Genomic DNA, 16025 nt, shown 5'->3' with positions numbered 1-16025 from the left:
CATGGGCTGGCACTTTACGGGCTGTGGCGAGCAAGTCAACCGCCTGTGGTCGGTGGCTCGTGCGCTGCCTGTCTGGTCAAGGCCCAGGTAGTTGAGGCACAGTGAGCCATCAATCCGCCATCCATACAGCGCCGGACCATGTTTTTTCGACCGCGAAGCAAACCGGGCAATGACAGCACCGCTGCCGTCGACGATATGCAGGACGTCGGCCAGCGTTCGCTGATCCGCATGATCTTTGCCAGCACCGGGTTGACCCTCGGGGTGTTCTGCGTGCTGCAATTTATGGCCGGGAATTATCTGTTCGCCAGTTTCGAACTGATCGCCACCGCAACGTTACTGTGGGGCGCATGGCGGATTGTCCGGGTGCGCAATCTGCTGCCCTGGATCTACCTCTACCTTGTGCCGACCTTCAGCTTTCTGCTGTACATCATCGTTATTCCCAATGCCTCGAAAACCGCCTTTGTTTGGGTTTACAGCATCCCCGTGCTGTCCTACCTGCTGCTCGGCCTCAAGCGCGGCAGCCTGCTGTCGCTGCCTTTCATCCTTGGCGCCTGCCTGCTGTATTTGTACACCTACCCGATCCGGCGCGATGCTGAAAGCCTGATCGACCTCGGCAACGCGGTGTTCTGCGGGCTGATGATTCTGGTCTTCGTTTACCTCTACGAAGCGCGCCGCGCCACGGCCTACCAGAAGTTGCAGCATATGGCGCGCACCGATGCACTGACCGGCGTGGCCAACCGTGGCAGCTTTCAGCAAAGCCTGGAACAGAGCATCCGCGAGGCGCAGCGCAGCCAATCCAAGCTGGTGCTGGTGGTGCTGGATGTCGACTATTTCAAGGCGGTCAATGACCAGTACGGTCACGATGCTGGCGACCAGGCACTGCGCCATATCTGCAATAGCCTTGGCCAGCGCCTGCGCGCCACGGATACCCTCGGCCGTCTTGGCGGGGAAGAATTCGGCTTGCTGCTGCGCAATACCGATGGCCCGGGCGCCGAGTCGCTGGTGGAAGGTCTGCGCGCGCGGCTGTGCAGCCAGCCGATGCGTTACGGTGATCAGGACATCGCGCTATCGGCCACCTTCGGCCTGGCCGAGTGGCCCGTCGATGGCCGCACGGCCGAGCAGCTGTATCGCTGCGCCGATCAGCGCCTGTATCGCGGCAAGGAACAGGGCCGCAATTGCCTGGTGGGCCCGCATAGCGCTGCGGCTGAACGCGGCGACGAGTAACGCGGCAGCATGCGAATCGTCCGTAGCGCCTCTGCTACGGCGTCTACACTCAACTTGGCTTATCGATAAACCGCTGCGTTGGCATGCCATCGGACGACCTCCTTGGCGACGCTTATGGTCACTCAGGGACTTTTCATGACCGTCCTTTCCGCCTTTCTCAAACAGGTCATCAAACTCTGGCATGCGCCCGATCTGGCTCTGGTCGGTCAGCGTCGTGAGCGGCGCATGCGTATGCTTGCCAGCTTGGTATTGCTGCTGGTCGGCAGCTTCTGGGGCGTCTTCTTCAGCCTGCGCGGCGAGTGGGGCATCGTGATGATGGACCTGCTGATGATCTTCTGTGGCATCGGCGTATTTATCCTGACCCTGCGCAACCGCGTGCGCCTGGCCAATCTGCTGCTGTTCGGGGTGATCATCCTAGTGATCGTCGCCACCACCTTGTTGATGGACCCGCACACCGCAGCGGCCCCGCGGGCCACGCACCTCTACCTGCTGCCGATTGCCGTTGCTGCGCTGATGGCCTTTCGTGATGAGCGGCTGTGGCTGCGCTACGGCGTTGCAGTGTTATGCCTTGGCCTTTTCATCGTGCTTGCATCTTCATCCTGGAGCCCGACCAGCGCCTACCACCTGCCGGATGAGGTGCGGATGAGTGGCTCCTGGGTGCAGAGCGTAGCAGCCATGCTGATGCTGTTCGCCCTGCTGCACATCCTGCAAAGCGACACTGCCGAACGCTCCATGCTTGATCGTGACTTGGAAGTGGCGCTGCGTGAGCAGCAGTTCGTGCTGCACTACCAACCTCAGCTCAACCGTGCCGGCAAGGTGATTGGTGCCGAAGTACTGATTCGCTGGCAACACCCGCAGCGCGGCCTGGTGGCCCCGGTTGAGTTTATCGGCCATGCGGAAAAGACCGGGATGATAATCCCCATCGGCCAATGGGTGCTGGAACAGGCCGTTCGCCAGCTGCGTATCTGGCGCGACGATCCGCGTTACGCCAGCATCGGCCTGGCGGTAAATATCAGCCAGAAACAGTTTCGTCAGGCCAGCTTCGTTGCAGACATGTTGCGCTTGATCGACGAACACGCCATCGACGCCCGCCGACTCGACCTGGAACTCACCGAAACCCTGATCGTGCAGGACATCGACGATCTGCTGCGCAAGATGACGGCGCTGGTCGAGCGCGGCGTGCGCTTTTCCCTGGACGACTTCGGCACCGGCTTCTCTTCCCTCAGCCACCTCAAGCGCCTGCCGCTCAACACCCTGAAGATCGACCGCTCGTTTATCTGCGATGTCCTCACCGACAGCAGCAGCGAAACCATCGTGCGCACCGTGATCGCCCTCGGGCAAAGCATGGGCATGACCGTGATCGCCGAAGGCGTAGAAACCGAAGCCCAGCAACAGTTCCTGCTCAGCAACGGTTGCATGCAGTTCCAGGGCTACCTATTCAGCAAGCCGTTGCCGCTGCAGGCATTTACCGAGTTTGTAGAACGGCGAAACGGCTGAGCAGCAGGCAAGAAACCCCGTAGACAGAAACGTAAAAGCCGCGCAGTGCGCGGCTTTGGAATTGGTGGGCCCACACGGACTCGAACCGTGGACCAAAGGATTATGAGACAGTAAAAAGCACGTTTCTGGTCGTTTCCCAGCGTCTCCCGAAAAAAGCCGATTTAGCGCGTTATCCTAAATTCAAGGGGTTAGGTGTTTCCCCTTGGTTCTGGGTATGGCCGGTCATGCCCTAAGAAACGGTACGCAAAACGGTACGCAGAAATGGCAGAGGCATCGGGCAAGGCGAGTAGTAGGAAATTTCTGACAGATGTGGAGCTGAAGGCGCTTAAGCCTGGTCAGACTGCCACCGATTCACTGCCAGGCCGAGGTAGTGGATCAATCTTGTTCGAGTGCCGTGCTTCAGGAGCTGTTGAAGGGTACTACCGCCGCCGCGATGGCGGGGGCCAGAAGATCAAGCTAGGGGTCTTCAAGAAAACACCCAAGAGCCCCGGTCTCTCACTTACTGAACTTCGCGAGCAAGCGGTACGTTACGCAAAGATCGCGGCAGAGCATGGCGACATTAAGGCTTACCTAGCCAGATGTGCTGCCGAGGAAGAGGTCGAGCAAGCCGAGCGCCAGCGCCAGCTGCATGAGCAGCAGCGACTTGCTGCAATAGAGGCTTCAAAAGGCACTTTGTCTGAATTGTTCCGGGATTACATCGAAGACCGTCGCCGTGATGGTGTTTCAGCTGCGCAGATCAAGGAGTTTGAGCGTGTGCTGTCTAAGGATCTGGAAGGCGAGAAAGTTGTAGCCGTGAGCGAGGAAGGCCGAGAGGAACGGCTCAACATCATGAATATGAAGGCCAAGGATGTCAGGCCGGAGCATGTGAATCTTCTGCTGAAACCAATATGGGACAGGGGAGCTAGGCGTCAGGCGGGCAAGGTTCGTTCGTTTCTCGTGGCTGCTTTCAATTTCGGTCTGAAAGCTGAGCATCATATCGACCGAAGCAGTACTAAAAGCTACGGACTTCAGATGAATCCTGCGGATCCAGTGACTGTCCCGAACACGTCAAAACCTGGCGAGCGCGCCCTCACTGATAAGGAACTTAAGCAATTTTGGTACACCATCACCAAGGTCGATTCGGTTGGTGCGATTATGGCGCGTGTCTTTCACTTTGCTTTTGCTACTGCAGGGCAGCGTCCCCTCCAGTTTATCCGTGAGCCCTGGACCAGCTACAACCTTCAAAAGAAGTACTTGAAGATCATAGATAGCAAAGGGCGCGGTAGTAAAAAGCGTGCTCACTTCGTTCCCTTAAGCAACAGGGCCGTGCAGATACTTGAACAGGTTCGTGCCTTGCAGTCCCCAGGGGCCTTATATCCCTGGAGTGTTGGTGGGCAAAAGCCGATTCACGCGTCCAGTTTGTCTCATGCGGTGAGCGAGTGGCTCGCTACTGACCACGCCAAAATGAACAGCCAGCCCATCCCAAAATTCAGCCCACGTGATATTCGTCGCACATGCACACAGTTCATGCAGCGTAACGGTATCAAGGATTTCGAGAGTGACGCGTTGCAGTCACACGGGCAAACGGGTGTTGTCGTTACGCACTATCGCAATAACCCTGAGGCTAAACTGCCTCAGATGCGCCCGACCATGGAGGCTTTCGATGCGGCGCTGAGTCGTCTGCTCGACGGTTCTGATGAGGATGAGCATCAGGCTGAGCAGCTGGATTTGTTCGAGATTGGATAAGTTTCTGTAAAGTCAAGTATTTTATTGATCAACCCAAGGCGCTGTGAAAATATACAGGTGTTGGGGTTGTGCGGAGCCCCATTGTTTGCCGCAGCGTCGTTGTCTACTTGATGCGCTGCGGAAATGGAAAAGTAGAGCTAATGCCTCGAAGGCACGATCCGTCTGAGTAGATCAACATGAGGAAAGCATCACCACAGCTGCACCTACATCTTCCTACTGGTACCTCGATTTTGGAGGTGGCCTATGTCTGAGATGGTTCTCCTAGATTTCAATGCCGTCAGTCGCAAGGTTGGCCTGAGCCGCAAGACCATCTACTGCCGTATCCGAGAGGGTGACTTCCCGAAACAGTTGAAGATCGGTCGAGCCAGCCGCTGGCTTAAGCACGAAGTCGACGACTGGATAGCCAGCGCCGCTGCAGCGAGATAGTAAAGAGGCCGGTCGATTGACCGGCGTTTTTTTACCTGAAATGACCATAGGACTTTTGATCCTATGATCGTTTCTGCAGTGCTGGTCTGATAGATATTGTGTCGACCGCTTGAGCCAGAATCAGTAACAAAGGCTGGGGACTACCAGTATCGTTCTGCATAGATCTAGCTTATGCCTATTCAGACGTTGCCTGATTTGAGCGCTGGGTATCAAGGAGTATCAAGTGTTTCGTAGACCCATTCACGATGAGGTTATGGGCCTGGCCTCGCGCCTTGCGCAGCAATGCCATCCGCAAGTGGCGCAGCAGCATGCAGAAGAGCTGGCTCGGTATGCGCGGCTGACGTCGGCCTGCACCGCCCTGGAGTCTTTTAGCGGGTGCCGCCCCAGAATGGATGACGATGCTTTTGATGTGCTTGCCAGGCGCCGCTCGCAGGTGGCGGACCTTATCGCCCATGCGAATTTACATGCCTATGAGCAGGAAGCGCCTGAAGGGCTTTACTTGGCTATTCCGTTCTTTTCACGTTGCTCAGATAAGCAGCCGGTTTGGTTGCTGAATCGCACCGCTCAGTCTGTCACTTACCTTCGTAGGCAGTTGTATGCATACGCCAGCACGGACGAAGGTATTGATGAATACCAAACCGCTGGCAATGCCTTTGCCGATGGTATTGCCGCTTCTTCGGTGATCGAGCCAGGAGGCAGGCTTCAGATTGACGACTACTCCATGAGTTTTGATGGCGATTTCGTCAGTAATCGTCGAGTTATTCTGCTGATTGATGGCGCACGCAGTGAGTGGTTTACGAGTATCTCGAAGCTGGGGGGTTACCTTTGGGATGAAGCGCAGCATGGGTTGCATGCGTTGAAGAAGGTGAAGGACCTCTGAGTGTGTTGGAACTGCGGACTATAGGATTTTCAGTCCTATGATCGCCTCTGCAGTGCCACGGTTGAAAAAGCGCGGTCTCCAGTATCGAGACCGCGCTCACGCTTAATCGTCAGAACTGTTCAGCGGAAAGTCCATAGAGGGATGAGCTACTCGCTCGAATGCAGGCTTCCAGTCCTAAGTTTGTGGCAATAGGCGGCTGAAAAAGAAATCGGCGACTGCCAGCTTGGCCCCATAGAGACAGTCGTCTTCGGTGCGGCGAGTGCTTACGGAAAACGCCATTCGTGCCCAGACATAGGCGTAAGCCACAACACACCGGTGCAGAGCTAACTTCATTAGGGGTCATGTGCGCTTGGCTGCACAGCCATCCGCTAGGAGGGGGAGAGCCGAGGAAGTTCGATGTGAAAGCCTGTGAGGCCCTCTACCGAAGTGCACCAGATGCGGCCTTTGTGGGCCTCGATGATGGAGCGGGTGATGGCAAGGCCGAGGCCTGCATTGCTCGGGCCTCCCTCGCGCCGGGCGGGATCGACCCGGTAAAAGCGGTCGAAGAGCTTCTCCAAGTGCTCTGGAGCGATTGTGCCGCCTGGGTTTTCGATGCTTAGACTGGTTGTGTCCGCTGTCTGGCGGATCCGCAGCGAAATCGTCTTCCCCTCAGGCGTATAGCGCAGGGCATTGGACAGCAGGTTGGAGATCGCACGATCAAGCATCAGCCGATCACCACGCACTCGGCCTGTACCCGTTACAGAAAGTCGGATGTCACGCTCTTCGGCCAGCAGGCGGTAGTACTCGGTCAGCTTGGCGGCAACGTCCGCCAGCTCGATGTCGCTCTGTTCCGGGACGATCAGGCCGTTATCGGCCTTGGCCAGAAACAGCATGTCGTCGATCATTCGGGACATGCGCTTCAAGTCATCCAGATTGGCGTACAGGTTTTCCTCGTAGGCCTCATTATTTCGCTTCTGACTCAGCACGACCTCGGTGTGAGTCATCAGGTTACTGAGAGGGGTTCGTAGCTCGTGGGCAATGTCAGCCGAGAAATTGGAGAGCCGGACGAAGGAGTCTTCCAGCCGGTCCAGCATCGCGTTGAAGGACAGAACCAGTTGCTGAAGCTCCTGTGGCACCTGTCCCAGGGGGATGCGCTCCTGTAGCGATCGGGCGGAGATCGAGGTGGCGACCTGCGTGACTTGGCGCAGCGGGCTGAGGCCGCTTCGCGCGACTGCCCAGCCCAGCGCGGCACTGACCAGGGCGCTGAGCGTCAGGCCAATCCAGAACCAGCGTTGCAGCGTGTCGAGAAAGTGTGCGTGACTGGTGACGTCGAGAGCGAGTATCGCGGTGAGTGGTTGGGGTTGCCCGTGAACCGGGATCTCGGCGGTCACACCTTGGTATTTGTGCTCGCCGTCTTGCCAGTTCCACATTCTGGCATTTGCGGCTCGTCTGAACCTGTCGGGAATCTCGACTGCCGCGGGAGCGGAAAAAAGCACGGCACCATCGCTGGCGAGAATGGTTGCCGTCAGATCCTGATGGGCTCCCAGTAAGGCCCGCAGTTGCGGCAACTCGGCGGCAAGGCTTGCTCCATTGCCGGCATTGCTGAGGATGTACCGGGTTGATTCGAGTTTCTCGCCCAGCGTCTGCTGATCGAGCATCTTGAAGTGGTGTTGGCTGAGCATGTTGAAACCCAGTCCCGCTGCGGCCAGGACTGCAATCACCACGGACATGAACATCAGGCTCATGCGCGCGGTCAGCGAAAGATGGGTGATCCTCACTCCGGCGCATCCATCATGTAGCCCATGCCGCGAGCGGTATGGATCAGCTTGAGCTCGAAGTCGTCGTCAATCTTGGCGCGCAGCCGGCGTACGGCAACCTCGATGACATTGGTGTCGCTGTCGAAGTTCATGTCCCATACCTGAGAGGCAATCATCGACTTGGGCAAGATCTCGCCACGCCGCCGCAGCAGCAGCTCCAACAATGAGAACTCCTTCGCGGTCAGATCGATGCGCTTCCCGCCACGGATAGCGCGGCGCCTCATCAGGTCGACTTCCAGGTCGGCGATTTTCATGGTGGTCGGGGTGGGCGAGCCATTGCCTCTGCGCAGCAGCGTTCTGACCCGGGCCAGTAGCTCCGAGAAAGCAAAGGGCTTGATCAGGTAGTCGTCCGCGCCAAGCTCCAGGCCTTTGACGCGATCCTCCACACCGTCACGTGCGGTCAGGAATAACACCGGAACATCCTTGCCTGCTGCTCGCACCATGCGCAGTACTTGCCAGCCGTCCAGGCCCGGCATCATCACGTCCAGGATCAGCAGGTCATAAGCCTCGCTCAATGCGTGCTGGAGTGCATCTGTGCCGGTCATGACCCGGTCGACGGTGAACCCAGCCTCGGTAAGCCCTTGCTGCAGGTAGGCCCCAGTTTTGGGCTCGTCTTCGGCTACCAGTAGTTTCATGCGCGCGGATCCTGATGTGACATGACCCGAGTGTGCAGGCAAACAGGGTGACCAACCAGAAGCTTACGAAAATGTAATCCTGGCTTCAGGTCGCCGACAGGCTCACTTGTCTAGGGTGCAGGCATGGATACTGGCTTGCGTGCTCCGCCCCGAACTGGCGCTGCCCGCCACTGCCTTCTGAAGGAGACTGCTCCCATGGAAACCGCTGAGGTATTAGCGTGTGCGGTATTTCGTGGCCAAGGCACTATCCCCACTTTCAGGCCTTTCGTGATTGCTCCTTTGGCCTGGCGGCGCCGTGTCGGTGTCGCGCTTTATCTCAGTCAATGTGACCGTGCGCCGGACTCTATTGATGAGCGTCAACTCTGCCTGGCTTGAGCCACCTATGCTGATCCCAATACCGTCGAATCGAGGCTATTGTCATGGACCACTCTCATCACCCTGGTACCACTGAACCACCCTTCTGGAGGAGCCGGTTCGGTATCGTGCTGATCATGTTGGCTGTCATCGGCGTCTTCTACGTGGCGCGAGAGCATTACGGCTATCTTTCGCAGGCCTTGCCATACCTGATCCTGCTGTTGTGCCCGCTGATGCATCTGTTTGGCCACAATCACGGTGGCCACTCCCATTCCGGCAGCTCTGCCGCTTCCAAGGACGACAATAGGACATAGCCCGTATGCACAGCCCCTCCAGCCAGCACGATCAGGATCATGCCAATCACTCGCACGGGCACTCGGACAGTCATCACGATCCGGTATGTGGGATGGAGGTCAAGCCCGACAGCCCTTATCGGTTGAGTTTTGAGGGGCAGAACTATCGTTTCTGCAGTGACAAGTGCCTGGAGAAATTCCAGGCCAGTCCCCATCAATACATGAGCCACCAGGCGCATGCAGGGCATAACCAGCCTGCCGCTGCTCCGCAGCCAGCGGCTCCAGCGAGTCAGGGCGCCGAATACACCTGTCCGATGCACCCGCAGATCCGCCAGCCGACTCCAGGGAATTGTCCGATCTGCGGGATGACGTTGGAACCTGTCATCCCAGAGCTGGAAGAGGAAGAAAATCCGGAGCTGAAAGACTTCTCGCGGCGATTCTGGTGGACCCTGCCGTTGACCGTCATCGTCACGGTACTGGCGATGGCTGGCCACTCCTTGCAGTTGTTCCATGGTACGACCCAGAACTGGGTTGAGCTGGTTCTGGCGACGCCGGTGACGCTATGGGGCGGCTGGGTATTCTTTACCCGCGGCATCGACTCCATTCGTCACCGTAGCCCCAACATGTGGACCCTGATTGGTTTGGGAACGGCAGCTGCCTATCTCTACAGTGTGTTCGCTACCTTGGTACCGCAATGGTTTCCGGCAGCCTTCGTCCAGGATGGCCGCATCGGCGTCTATTTCGAGGCTGCTGCGGTGATTATCTCGCTCACGCTTTTGGGGCAGATGCTCGAACTCAAGGCTCGCTCGCAGACTTCTGCTGCTATCAAATCGCTGCTGGGGCTGGCCCCGAAGACAGCGCGGCGCATCCTGCCCGACGGCCAGGAGGAGGATATTCCTCTCACCCACGTCCATCAGGGCGACCACCTGCGTGTACGTCCGGGTGAGAAAGTCCCTGTGGATGGCACGGTGCTGGAGGGCGAGAGCGCGGTCGACGAGTCGATGCTCACCGGCGAGCCGCTACCCGTGACCAAGCGGGCAGGCGACTCCCTTATAGGCGCCACCCTGAATACCCATGGCAGCCTGGTGATGGAGGCGCAGAAGGTCGGCGCCGAAACCATGCTGTCGCAGATCGTGCAGATGGTGGCCAAAGCCCAGCGCTCCAAGGCGCCCATGCAGCGCATGGCCGATGCCGTGGCGGGATATTTCGTGATTGGGGTGATCCTGATCGCGATCCTGACCTTCTTCGGCTGGGGGCTATTCGGGCCGGAGTCAGGCTGGGTATTCGGCCTGATCAATGCCGTGGCGGTGTTGATCATCGCCTGCCCCTGCGCCCTGGGGCTGGCGACGCCGATGTCGGTCATGGTCGCGACGGGCAAGGCGGCCAGCAGCGGTGTGCTGTTCCGTGATGCCAGCGCTATCGAGAACCTCTGCAAGATCGACACGCTCATTGTCGACAAAACCGGAACGCTGACCGAAGGACGCCCGGTATTCCATAGTGCGGAAGGCACCGGTGCCTATGACCCCCGCGAGGTGCTGCGCCTGGCCGCTAGCCTCGACCAGGGCAGCGAGCACCCGCTGGCTCACGCCATCGTCGATCATGCCCGCAGCGTAGGGCTCGCCTTGGCGAAGCCGGAAACCTTCGAGTCTGGCTCTGGTATTGGTGTGAGAGGGCTGGTCGATGGTCATCAATTGCAGCTAGGCAACACGGCCTTGATGGCTGATGCTGGCGTCGACATTACCCCGTTGCACAATCGTGCCGAGCAGCTGCGCCTAGAGGGCATCAGCATTATCTATCTGGCAATTGATAGCAGCCTGGCAGGTCTTCTAGCCGTTTCCGATCCAATCAAGCCAACCTCCCAACAGGCGGTTTCCAGACTGCAAAGCGAGGATGTGAAAGTCATCATGGCCACCGGCGATGGCCTGACGACGGCAAAAGCCGTCGCCAGGCAGCTGGGGATCGAAGAAGTACATGGGGAGGTCAAACCGCAGGACAAGGAGAAGCTGGTCGCCGATCTGCAGGGCTATGGTCGACGTGTTGCCATGGCCGGTGACGGGATCAACGATGCGCCGGCCCTGGCCCGGTCAGACGTGGGTATTGCCATGGGGACGGGCACCGACGTGGCCATGAACAGCGCTCAGGTGACCCTCGTCAAGGGCGACCTGATGGGCATCCTGCGAGCACGCACCCTGTCGGTGGCCACGGTGAAGAACATGCGGCAGAACCTGGCGTTTGCGTTCCTCTACAACGCGATGGGAATCCCTTTGGCGGCTGGGCTGCTGTACCCGCTGACGGGGCACTTGCTGTCACCGTTGATTGCCGCCCTGGCGATGAGCGTTAGCTCTGCGTCGGTAGTCTTCAATGCGCTGCGCCTCCGGCAGACACGGATAGATTAGCCACACCTGTTATTGGCTGGAAACCTTATGGGGTTCGTTTCACTGACCTGTCCGGCGCTGATTTTCATGCTTCGTTCACAGGTGCTTGACCTTGCCAAGGTGGCAAGGTTGATGCTGAGGGTACGGCAACGGGTGCCGTTCCTGAGATGAGGTGATCTATGGTCGTTTTGAAGGTGACGGGAATGGGCTGTGGCAGCTGTGTGGGCAAGATCACGAGAGCTATCCAGTCCCTGGATCAGCATGCACGAGTCGAAATTGACCGAGCCAGTGGCATAGTTTCGGTCGACACCGGTGAAAGCGCGGCAGTCATTCGCGATCTGGTGCAGAAGCTCGGCTTTGGGGCTGCGATTGGCGCCTAGGGCGCTGTCGGTACCCATAATTGGCTTAATGGAGTGGGCCACTGCTTTGCAGTGGCCCTCATGCCTCGGCTTTAAATCGAACCAACAGCCCATCACTCACCCACTGTCGCAACCAGATTGCAGCCTGCATTGGTGCCTGTTCGGCATGGCGTGCGAGCAGCGACTCACAGAGTCCGGCAAAGGGCTCACCGCCTGCGAACAGCCTCAGCGCCATCGCTTCATCAGGTTCCAGACTGCGGTACCTAGATAGCAGATCATGACGCCAGATCAGGCAGCTGCAATCGATAGCCAGGCGGGTGATCTCCGGGAGCGGCTCCCCGTCCTTGGCTGCTTTCCACAGCGCCAGCGTGTTGTAGCGCAGCTCCAGCCAGTTGGCAGAGGGTACCAGCGTTGCCGTAAGGGCGACCCAGTCTTCGGCCGAGAAGCGGTTCATGCCTTCTGCCGAGAGCGCGTCGGCGTCCTCGGCATCGAATGCCAGGGTAAAGGCCCATTCCAGCGTGGCGAGCTCGCGCAGTGGCGATAGCTGCGGTTCCGCGACGTAGCCGGCGATGAACTCGGGAAGCTTCTCGCCCAGCCAGCGAAGGCTGTAGTGCTGCGGCGGCCAGGTGGCCAGATAGGCCAACGCAAGTTGCTCGAACGACTCCGCTCCCAGCCATTGCTGCAGCGCCGGGAAGTCCTCGCGCAATACCGCCAGCAGGCGCGCGCGGTAGGCGTTGTGGTAGATCCTCAGGCCGTCGGCTGCGCCTAGCGCGGTACTGCCTTGAAGCTGTGCCAACAGCTCGGCCGGAGGGCTATCGGATTCGCCTGCAAGGTAGGCTTGCAGGGCATCCTGCAGTGCGTTCAGCTGCATGATTCAGCCCTGTTCAGCGCGTCATCGGCAAGCGCGCGCGCCTGCTTCAGTTCGGCCAAAAGCTCGTCGAGGGACGGGAAGTGGTCGTCCCGCTCGATTAGGGTTGCGGTCGCGCCGAGCTGGCCCAGTGTCTTGCCGTAGAGTGCCCAGACCGTATCAGCGATGGGCGCGTCATGGGTGTCGATGAGGTACTGTCCGTAGTCGCTGTGTCCGGCCAGGTGAATCTGGCGGATCCGCTCATGCGGCAGCTCCATGATGAATTGCCAGGGATCGAATCCCTGATTGCGCGAGCTGACATAGACGTTGTTTACATCGAGCAGCAGCTCGCAGCCGGTCAGCTGGCACAGCTCTGCAAGGAACTGTGACTCGCTCATGCAGGAGGTTTTCCACTGCAGGTAGGCGGAGACGTTTTCCAGCACCAGGGGGCGCTCCAGGATGTCCTGCACCGTGCGCACCCTGGCGGCGACATGCTGCAGGCTTTCCTCGGTGAACGGCAGGGGCAGCAGGTCATGCAGCTGATGGGCATTGCCACGGCTCCAGCACAGGTGATCGGAAATCCAATGGGGCTGGATCCGATCCGCCAGCTTCCTGAGCTGCCGCAAGTAGTCGATGTCCAGGGTGTGAGAGCCGCCGATCGACAGGGAAACTCCATGCATCACCAGGGGGTAGTGCTCTTTGATCGCGTCGAGAAAGTAGAGGGCCTTGCCGCCCTCTACCATGTAGTTCTCGGAAATGATCTCGAACCAGTCGACCGCGGGTCGCTGCTCCAGGATCTGCTGGTAATACTCGCTGCGTAGGCCAAGACCAAACCCCAGCGTATTGCGCATGCTCATTCACGGCTCCAGTAAGGGGAGTGGCAGGCACTCCCCGGGGCGGTATCACTCGCTGGTCTTGCCACCGGCTTCATCACATTTGGCCTGGGTCATCAGCTTGAAGCCCTGGCCTTTGCACTCGCCTTGGCCTTTGCAGGAGTTCTTGGCGGTCATGCAGTCGTTCTGTCCCTTGCAGGCGTTGACGCCGAAGCACTGTACTTCTGCCGCCTTGGCATCTTGCGCCGCCTGTGCCGGCAGGGTGGTGAAGAGGCTGGCGGCAACCAGGGCCAGTGCGGCGCCGGTGGCGGCGTTGGATTTTGTCGACATGGTGGTTATCTCTCTTGGTGGTGTCGGATCAGGTCGGGTATGCCTTTCCACAAAGCTTGCAAGGCAGAGGAAGGACACTGGTTAGACACTACCGAGCAGGCGGGAGGCTCGACAAGAAAGAAATGCCTACCTGACAGAACTGTAATGTGCGGTTCAGGCTTCTGACAGGGCGCTCTGGCTAAGGTGACATCGAGCCTGATGCTCGGCCTCGGTTATCCAGAGGCTTACCCGAACCCACGAGGAATCCAAAATGAAATCGATCAAGGCGCTGTTCGTAGTAGCCGCTCTCAGTGTTTCCAGCCTTGCCATGGCCGAAGGCGGCGCCGAGCGTACATTTGCTCGCATGGAGCAGGCCCGGCAGACATCCATGGAAGCCAATCAGCTCGCTCAGCAACAAAAAGGCGAGGCCCCGGTCACCGGCGAGCAGAGCAAGCAGCTCAAGCACGCCAACTGCTGAGCCAAGCTGACAGAAATGTAATCACCCTGAGGGGGGAGATGTGGCAGTTTCATACTGCTCGCGGCAGCAGTGACTGGTGCGCTGTCCGCAGAGGGCAGCGCCCACTGAAACTGAAGTCGCCAATATCATCAACGCCGGTCCTGATAGTTCCGGCTTATTTGACTGGACACAACGGCATGCACAGCAAAACCACTAGGCGAACCTTCGTCAAAGGCCTGGCCGCCACCGGTATCCTGGGCGGGTTGGGGCTGTGGCGCACGCCGGTCTGGGCGGTGAACAGCCCCGGCCAGCCCAACGTACTGACTGGTAACGAATTCGACCTATTCATCGGTGAAACCCCGGTGAACATCACCGGCGCAGCGCGCACGGCCATGACCATCAACGGCTCGCTCCCTGGGCCGATTCTTCGTTGGCGCGAAGGCGATACCGTCACATTGCGCGTGCGCAACCGCCTCAAGGAGGACACCTCCATCCATTGGCACGGCATCATCCTGCCGGCGAACATGGATGGTGTTCCTGGCCTGAGCTTCCATGGCATCGCCCCTGATGGCATGTATGAGTACAAGTTCAAGGTCAACCAGAACGGCACCTACTGGTATCACAGCCATTCTGGGCTCCAGGAGCAGGTCGGCGTATACGGTGCGCTGGTCATCGATGCCAAGGAGCCCGAGCCCTTCAGTTACGACCGTGATTACGTCGTGTTGCTGAGCGACTGGACGGATGAAAATCCAACGCGGGTACTGGCCAAGCTCAAGAAACAGTCGGACTACTACAACCAGCACAAACGCACCGTTGGTGACTTCATCGATGACGTAAGCGAGATGGGTTGGTCCGCCGCCGTAGCCGATCGCAAGATGTGGGCCGAGATGAAGATGAGCCCGACGGATCTCGCTGACGTCAGTGGCTACACCTACACCTACCTGATGAATGGCCAGGCACCTGATGGCAACTGGACCGGCATATTCAAACCAGGCGAAAAGATCCGCCTGCGGTTCATTAATGCCTCGGCTATGACCTATTTCGATGTGCGCATCCCAGGCCTGAAGATGACTGTGGTTGCGGCCGATGGTCTGCACGTCAAACCGGTCAGCGTCGACGAGTTCCGTATCGCCGTGGCCGAGACCTACGACGTGATCATCGAACCAGACAGCGAACAGGCCTATACCGTGTTTGCCCAATCCATGGACCGCACTGGCTATGCGCGCGGCACCCTTGCTGTACAGGAGGGGTTGAGTGCACCAGTACCCAGCCCCGACCCGCGTCCGCTGATTGCCATGGGCGACATGGGTATGGATCACGGCAGCATGGGCGGTATGGATCACGGGAACATGGCCGGAATGGACCACGGCAGTATGGCGGGCATGGATCATGGGAGCATGCAGGGTGGCATGGCCGGCATGGATCACAGCCAGATGGCTGGAATGGATCATTCGGGCATGGCAGGCATGGCAGGTGCCATGCAGGCACACCCAGCCTCAGAGACCAACAACCCGCTGGTCGATATGCAAACCATGACACCAACGCATAAGTTGGACGACCCAGGTATTGGTTTGCGAGACAACGGCCGACGCGTCCTCACGTACTCTGACCTGCGCAGCACCTTCCTCGACCCGGATGGTCGCGAACCAAGTCGCACCATCGAGCTGCACCTCACCGGGCATATGGAGAAATTCTCCTGGTCCTTCGATGGAATCAAGTTCTCTGACGCCGAGCCTCTGCGCCTCAAGTACGGCGAGCGTGTTCGCATCACGCTGGTCAACGACACCATGATGACTCACCCGATCCATCTTCATGGCATGTGGAGTGATCTGGAGGATGCGAACGGCAATTTCCTGGTGCGTAAACACACCATCGACATGCCGCCAGGTTCCAAGCGCAGCTATCGGGTGACCGCCGATGCGTTGGGGCGTTGGGCCTATCACTGCCACCTGTTGCTCCACATGGAAATGGGCATGTTCCGTGAAGTCCGTGTGGATGAGTAAAGGAGATTTCTG

General features: G+C 58.8%; 15 protein-coding genes and 1 pseudogene. 10 read left to right on the top strand and 6 right to left on the bottom strand.

Annotated features, from left to right (window positions below; genetic code table 11):
• Positions 1-138 precede the first annotated feature (138 nt).
• The 5 genes from IOD17_RS11910 to IOD17_RS11890 all read left to right on the top strand — a co-directional run bounded on the left by IOD17_RS11910 (position 139) and on the right by IOD17_RS11890 (position 5752).
• The gene (locus tag IOD17_RS11910; protein ID WP_233685291.1) at positions 139-1224 is read left to right on the top strand and encodes a GGDEF domain-containing protein; all 1086 of its coding nucleotides are present in this window, start codon (positions 139-141) and stop codon (positions 1222-1224) included.
• A 135-nt stretch (positions 1225-1359) separates the two neighbouring features.
• Positions 1360-2721: a putative bifunctional diguanylate cyclase/phosphodiesterase gene (locus tag IOD17_RS11905; RefSeq protein WP_233685290.1), complete on the top strand. Its 1362-nt coding sequence runs from the start codon at positions 1360-1362 to the stop codon at positions 2719-2721.
• 381 nt (positions 2722-3102) lie between these two features.
• The gene (locus IOD17_RS11900) at positions 3103-4446 is read left to right on the top strand and encodes a site-specific integrase (protein WP_233685289.1); all 1344 of its coding nucleotides are present in this window, start codon (positions 3103-3105) and stop codon (positions 4444-4446) included.
• 243 nt (positions 4447-4689) lie between these two features.
• Positions 4690-4872 carry a helix-turn-helix transcriptional regulator gene (locus tag IOD17_RS11895; protein ID WP_033981666.1) on the top strand — a complete coding sequence of 61 codons (183 nt, stop codon included), beginning with the start codon at positions 4690-4692 and terminating at the stop codon, positions 4870-4872.
• 223 nt (positions 4873-5095) lie between these two features.
• The gene (locus IOD17_RS11890; RefSeq protein ID WP_233685288.1) at positions 5096-5752 is read left to right on the top strand and encodes a hypothetical protein; all 657 of its coding nucleotides are present in this window, start codon (positions 5096-5098) and stop codon (positions 5750-5752) included.
• Positions 5753-5861: 109 nt separating this feature from the next.
• On the opposite strand, the pseudogene IOD17_RS11885 reads toward IOD17_RS11890, so the two are convergent.
• The 3 genes and pseudogenes from IOD17_RS11885 to IOD17_RS11875 all read right to left on the bottom strand — a co-directional run.
• A pseudogene (locus tag IOD17_RS11885) lies at positions 5862-6061 on the bottom strand (acyl-CoA dehydrogenase C-terminal domain-containing protein); the annotation flags it as partial.
• 59 nt (positions 6062-6120) lie between these two features.
• A complete protein-coding gene (locus IOD17_RS11880) occupies positions 6121-7503 on the bottom strand; it encodes a heavy metal sensor histidine kinase (RefSeq protein WP_233685791.1) in 1383 nt (460 codons plus the stop codon).
• Between the two features lie 2 nt (positions 7504-7505).
• Positions 7506-8183 carry a heavy metal response regulator transcription factor gene (locus IOD17_RS11875; protein WP_233685287.1) on the bottom strand — a complete coding sequence of 226 codons (678 nt, stop codon included), beginning with the start codon at positions 8181-8183 and terminating at the stop codon, positions 7506-7508.
• 419 nt (positions 8184-8602) lie between these two features.
• On the opposite strand from IOD17_RS11875, the gene IOD17_RS11870 reads away from it, so the two are divergent.
• The 3 genes from IOD17_RS11870 to IOD17_RS11860 all read left to right on the top strand — a co-directional run bounded on the left by IOD17_RS11870 (position 8603) and on the right by IOD17_RS11860 (position 11585).
• Positions 8603-8851: a DUF2933 domain-containing protein gene (locus IOD17_RS11870; RefSeq protein WP_233685286.1), complete on the top strand. Its 249-nt coding sequence runs from the start codon at positions 8603-8605 to the stop codon at positions 8849-8851.
• 5 nt (positions 8852-8856) lie between these two features.
• Positions 8857-11226 carry a heavy metal translocating P-type ATPase gene (locus IOD17_RS11865; RefSeq protein ID WP_233685285.1) on the top strand — a complete coding sequence of 790 codons (2370 nt, stop codon included), beginning with the start codon at positions 8857-8859 and terminating at the stop codon, positions 11224-11226.
• A 158-nt stretch (positions 11227-11384) separates the two neighbouring features.
• Complete coding sequence (locus IOD17_RS11860; RefSeq protein WP_233685284.1) at positions 11385-11585, top strand: heavy-metal-associated domain-containing protein; 201 nt, start codon at positions 11385-11387, stop codon at positions 11583-11585.
• Positions 11586-11643: 58 nt separating this feature from the next.
• Here IOD17_RS11860 and IOD17_RS11855 read toward each other — a convergent pair whose 3' ends face one another.
• Genes IOD17_RS11855 through IOD17_RS11845 form a run of 3 tightly spaced genes read right to left on the bottom strand, consistent with a single transcriptional unit; the run spans position 11644 to position 13574 of the window.
• Complete coding sequence (locus IOD17_RS11855; RefSeq protein ID WP_233685283.1) at positions 11644-12435, bottom strand: DNA-binding domain-containing protein; 792 nt, start codon at positions 12433-12435, stop codon at positions 11644-11646.
• The gene (locus tag IOD17_RS11850; protein WP_233685282.1) at positions 12426-13268 is read right to left on the bottom strand and encodes a DUF692 domain-containing protein; all 843 of its coding nucleotides are present in this window, start codon (positions 13266-13268) and stop codon (positions 12426-12428) included. The genes IOD17_RS11855 and IOD17_RS11850 overlap by 10 nt, the downstream gene beginning before the upstream one ends.
• A gap of 45 nt (positions 13269-13313) precedes the next feature.
• Entirely contained in the window at positions 13314-13574 is a 261-nt protein-coding gene (locus IOD17_RS11845) for a hypothetical protein (protein WP_233685281.1), read from the bottom strand.
• 250 nt (positions 13575-13824) lie between these two features.
• Between IOD17_RS11845 and IOD17_RS11840 the strand changes: the two genes are divergently transcribed.
• Both IOD17_RS11840 and IOD17_RS11835 read left to right on the top strand, forming a co-directional pair.
• Positions 13825-14031, top strand: a complete 207-nt coding sequence (locus tag IOD17_RS11840) for a co-regulatory protein PtrA N-terminal domain-containing protein (protein WP_233685280.1) — start codon at positions 13825-13827, stop codon at positions 14029-14031.
• 176 nt (positions 14032-14207) lie between these two features.
• Positions 14208-16013, top strand: coding sequence for a copper resistance system multicopper oxidase (locus tag IOD17_RS11835; RefSeq protein WP_233685279.1), 1806 nt, complete (start codon positions 14208-14210; stop codon positions 16011-16013).
• The last annotated feature ends 12 nt before the right edge of the window (positions 16014-16025 follow it).

This window comes from Pseudomonas anguilliseptica (assembly GCF_021375795.1).
GTDB classification, from domain to species: domain Bacteria; phylum Pseudomonadota; class Gammaproteobacteria; order Pseudomonadales; family Pseudomonadaceae; genus Aquipseudomonas; species Aquipseudomonas anguilliseptica_A.
Note: the sequence above shows the minus strand (reverse complement) of the source record. Positions and strands in the feature narration are given on the sequence as shown.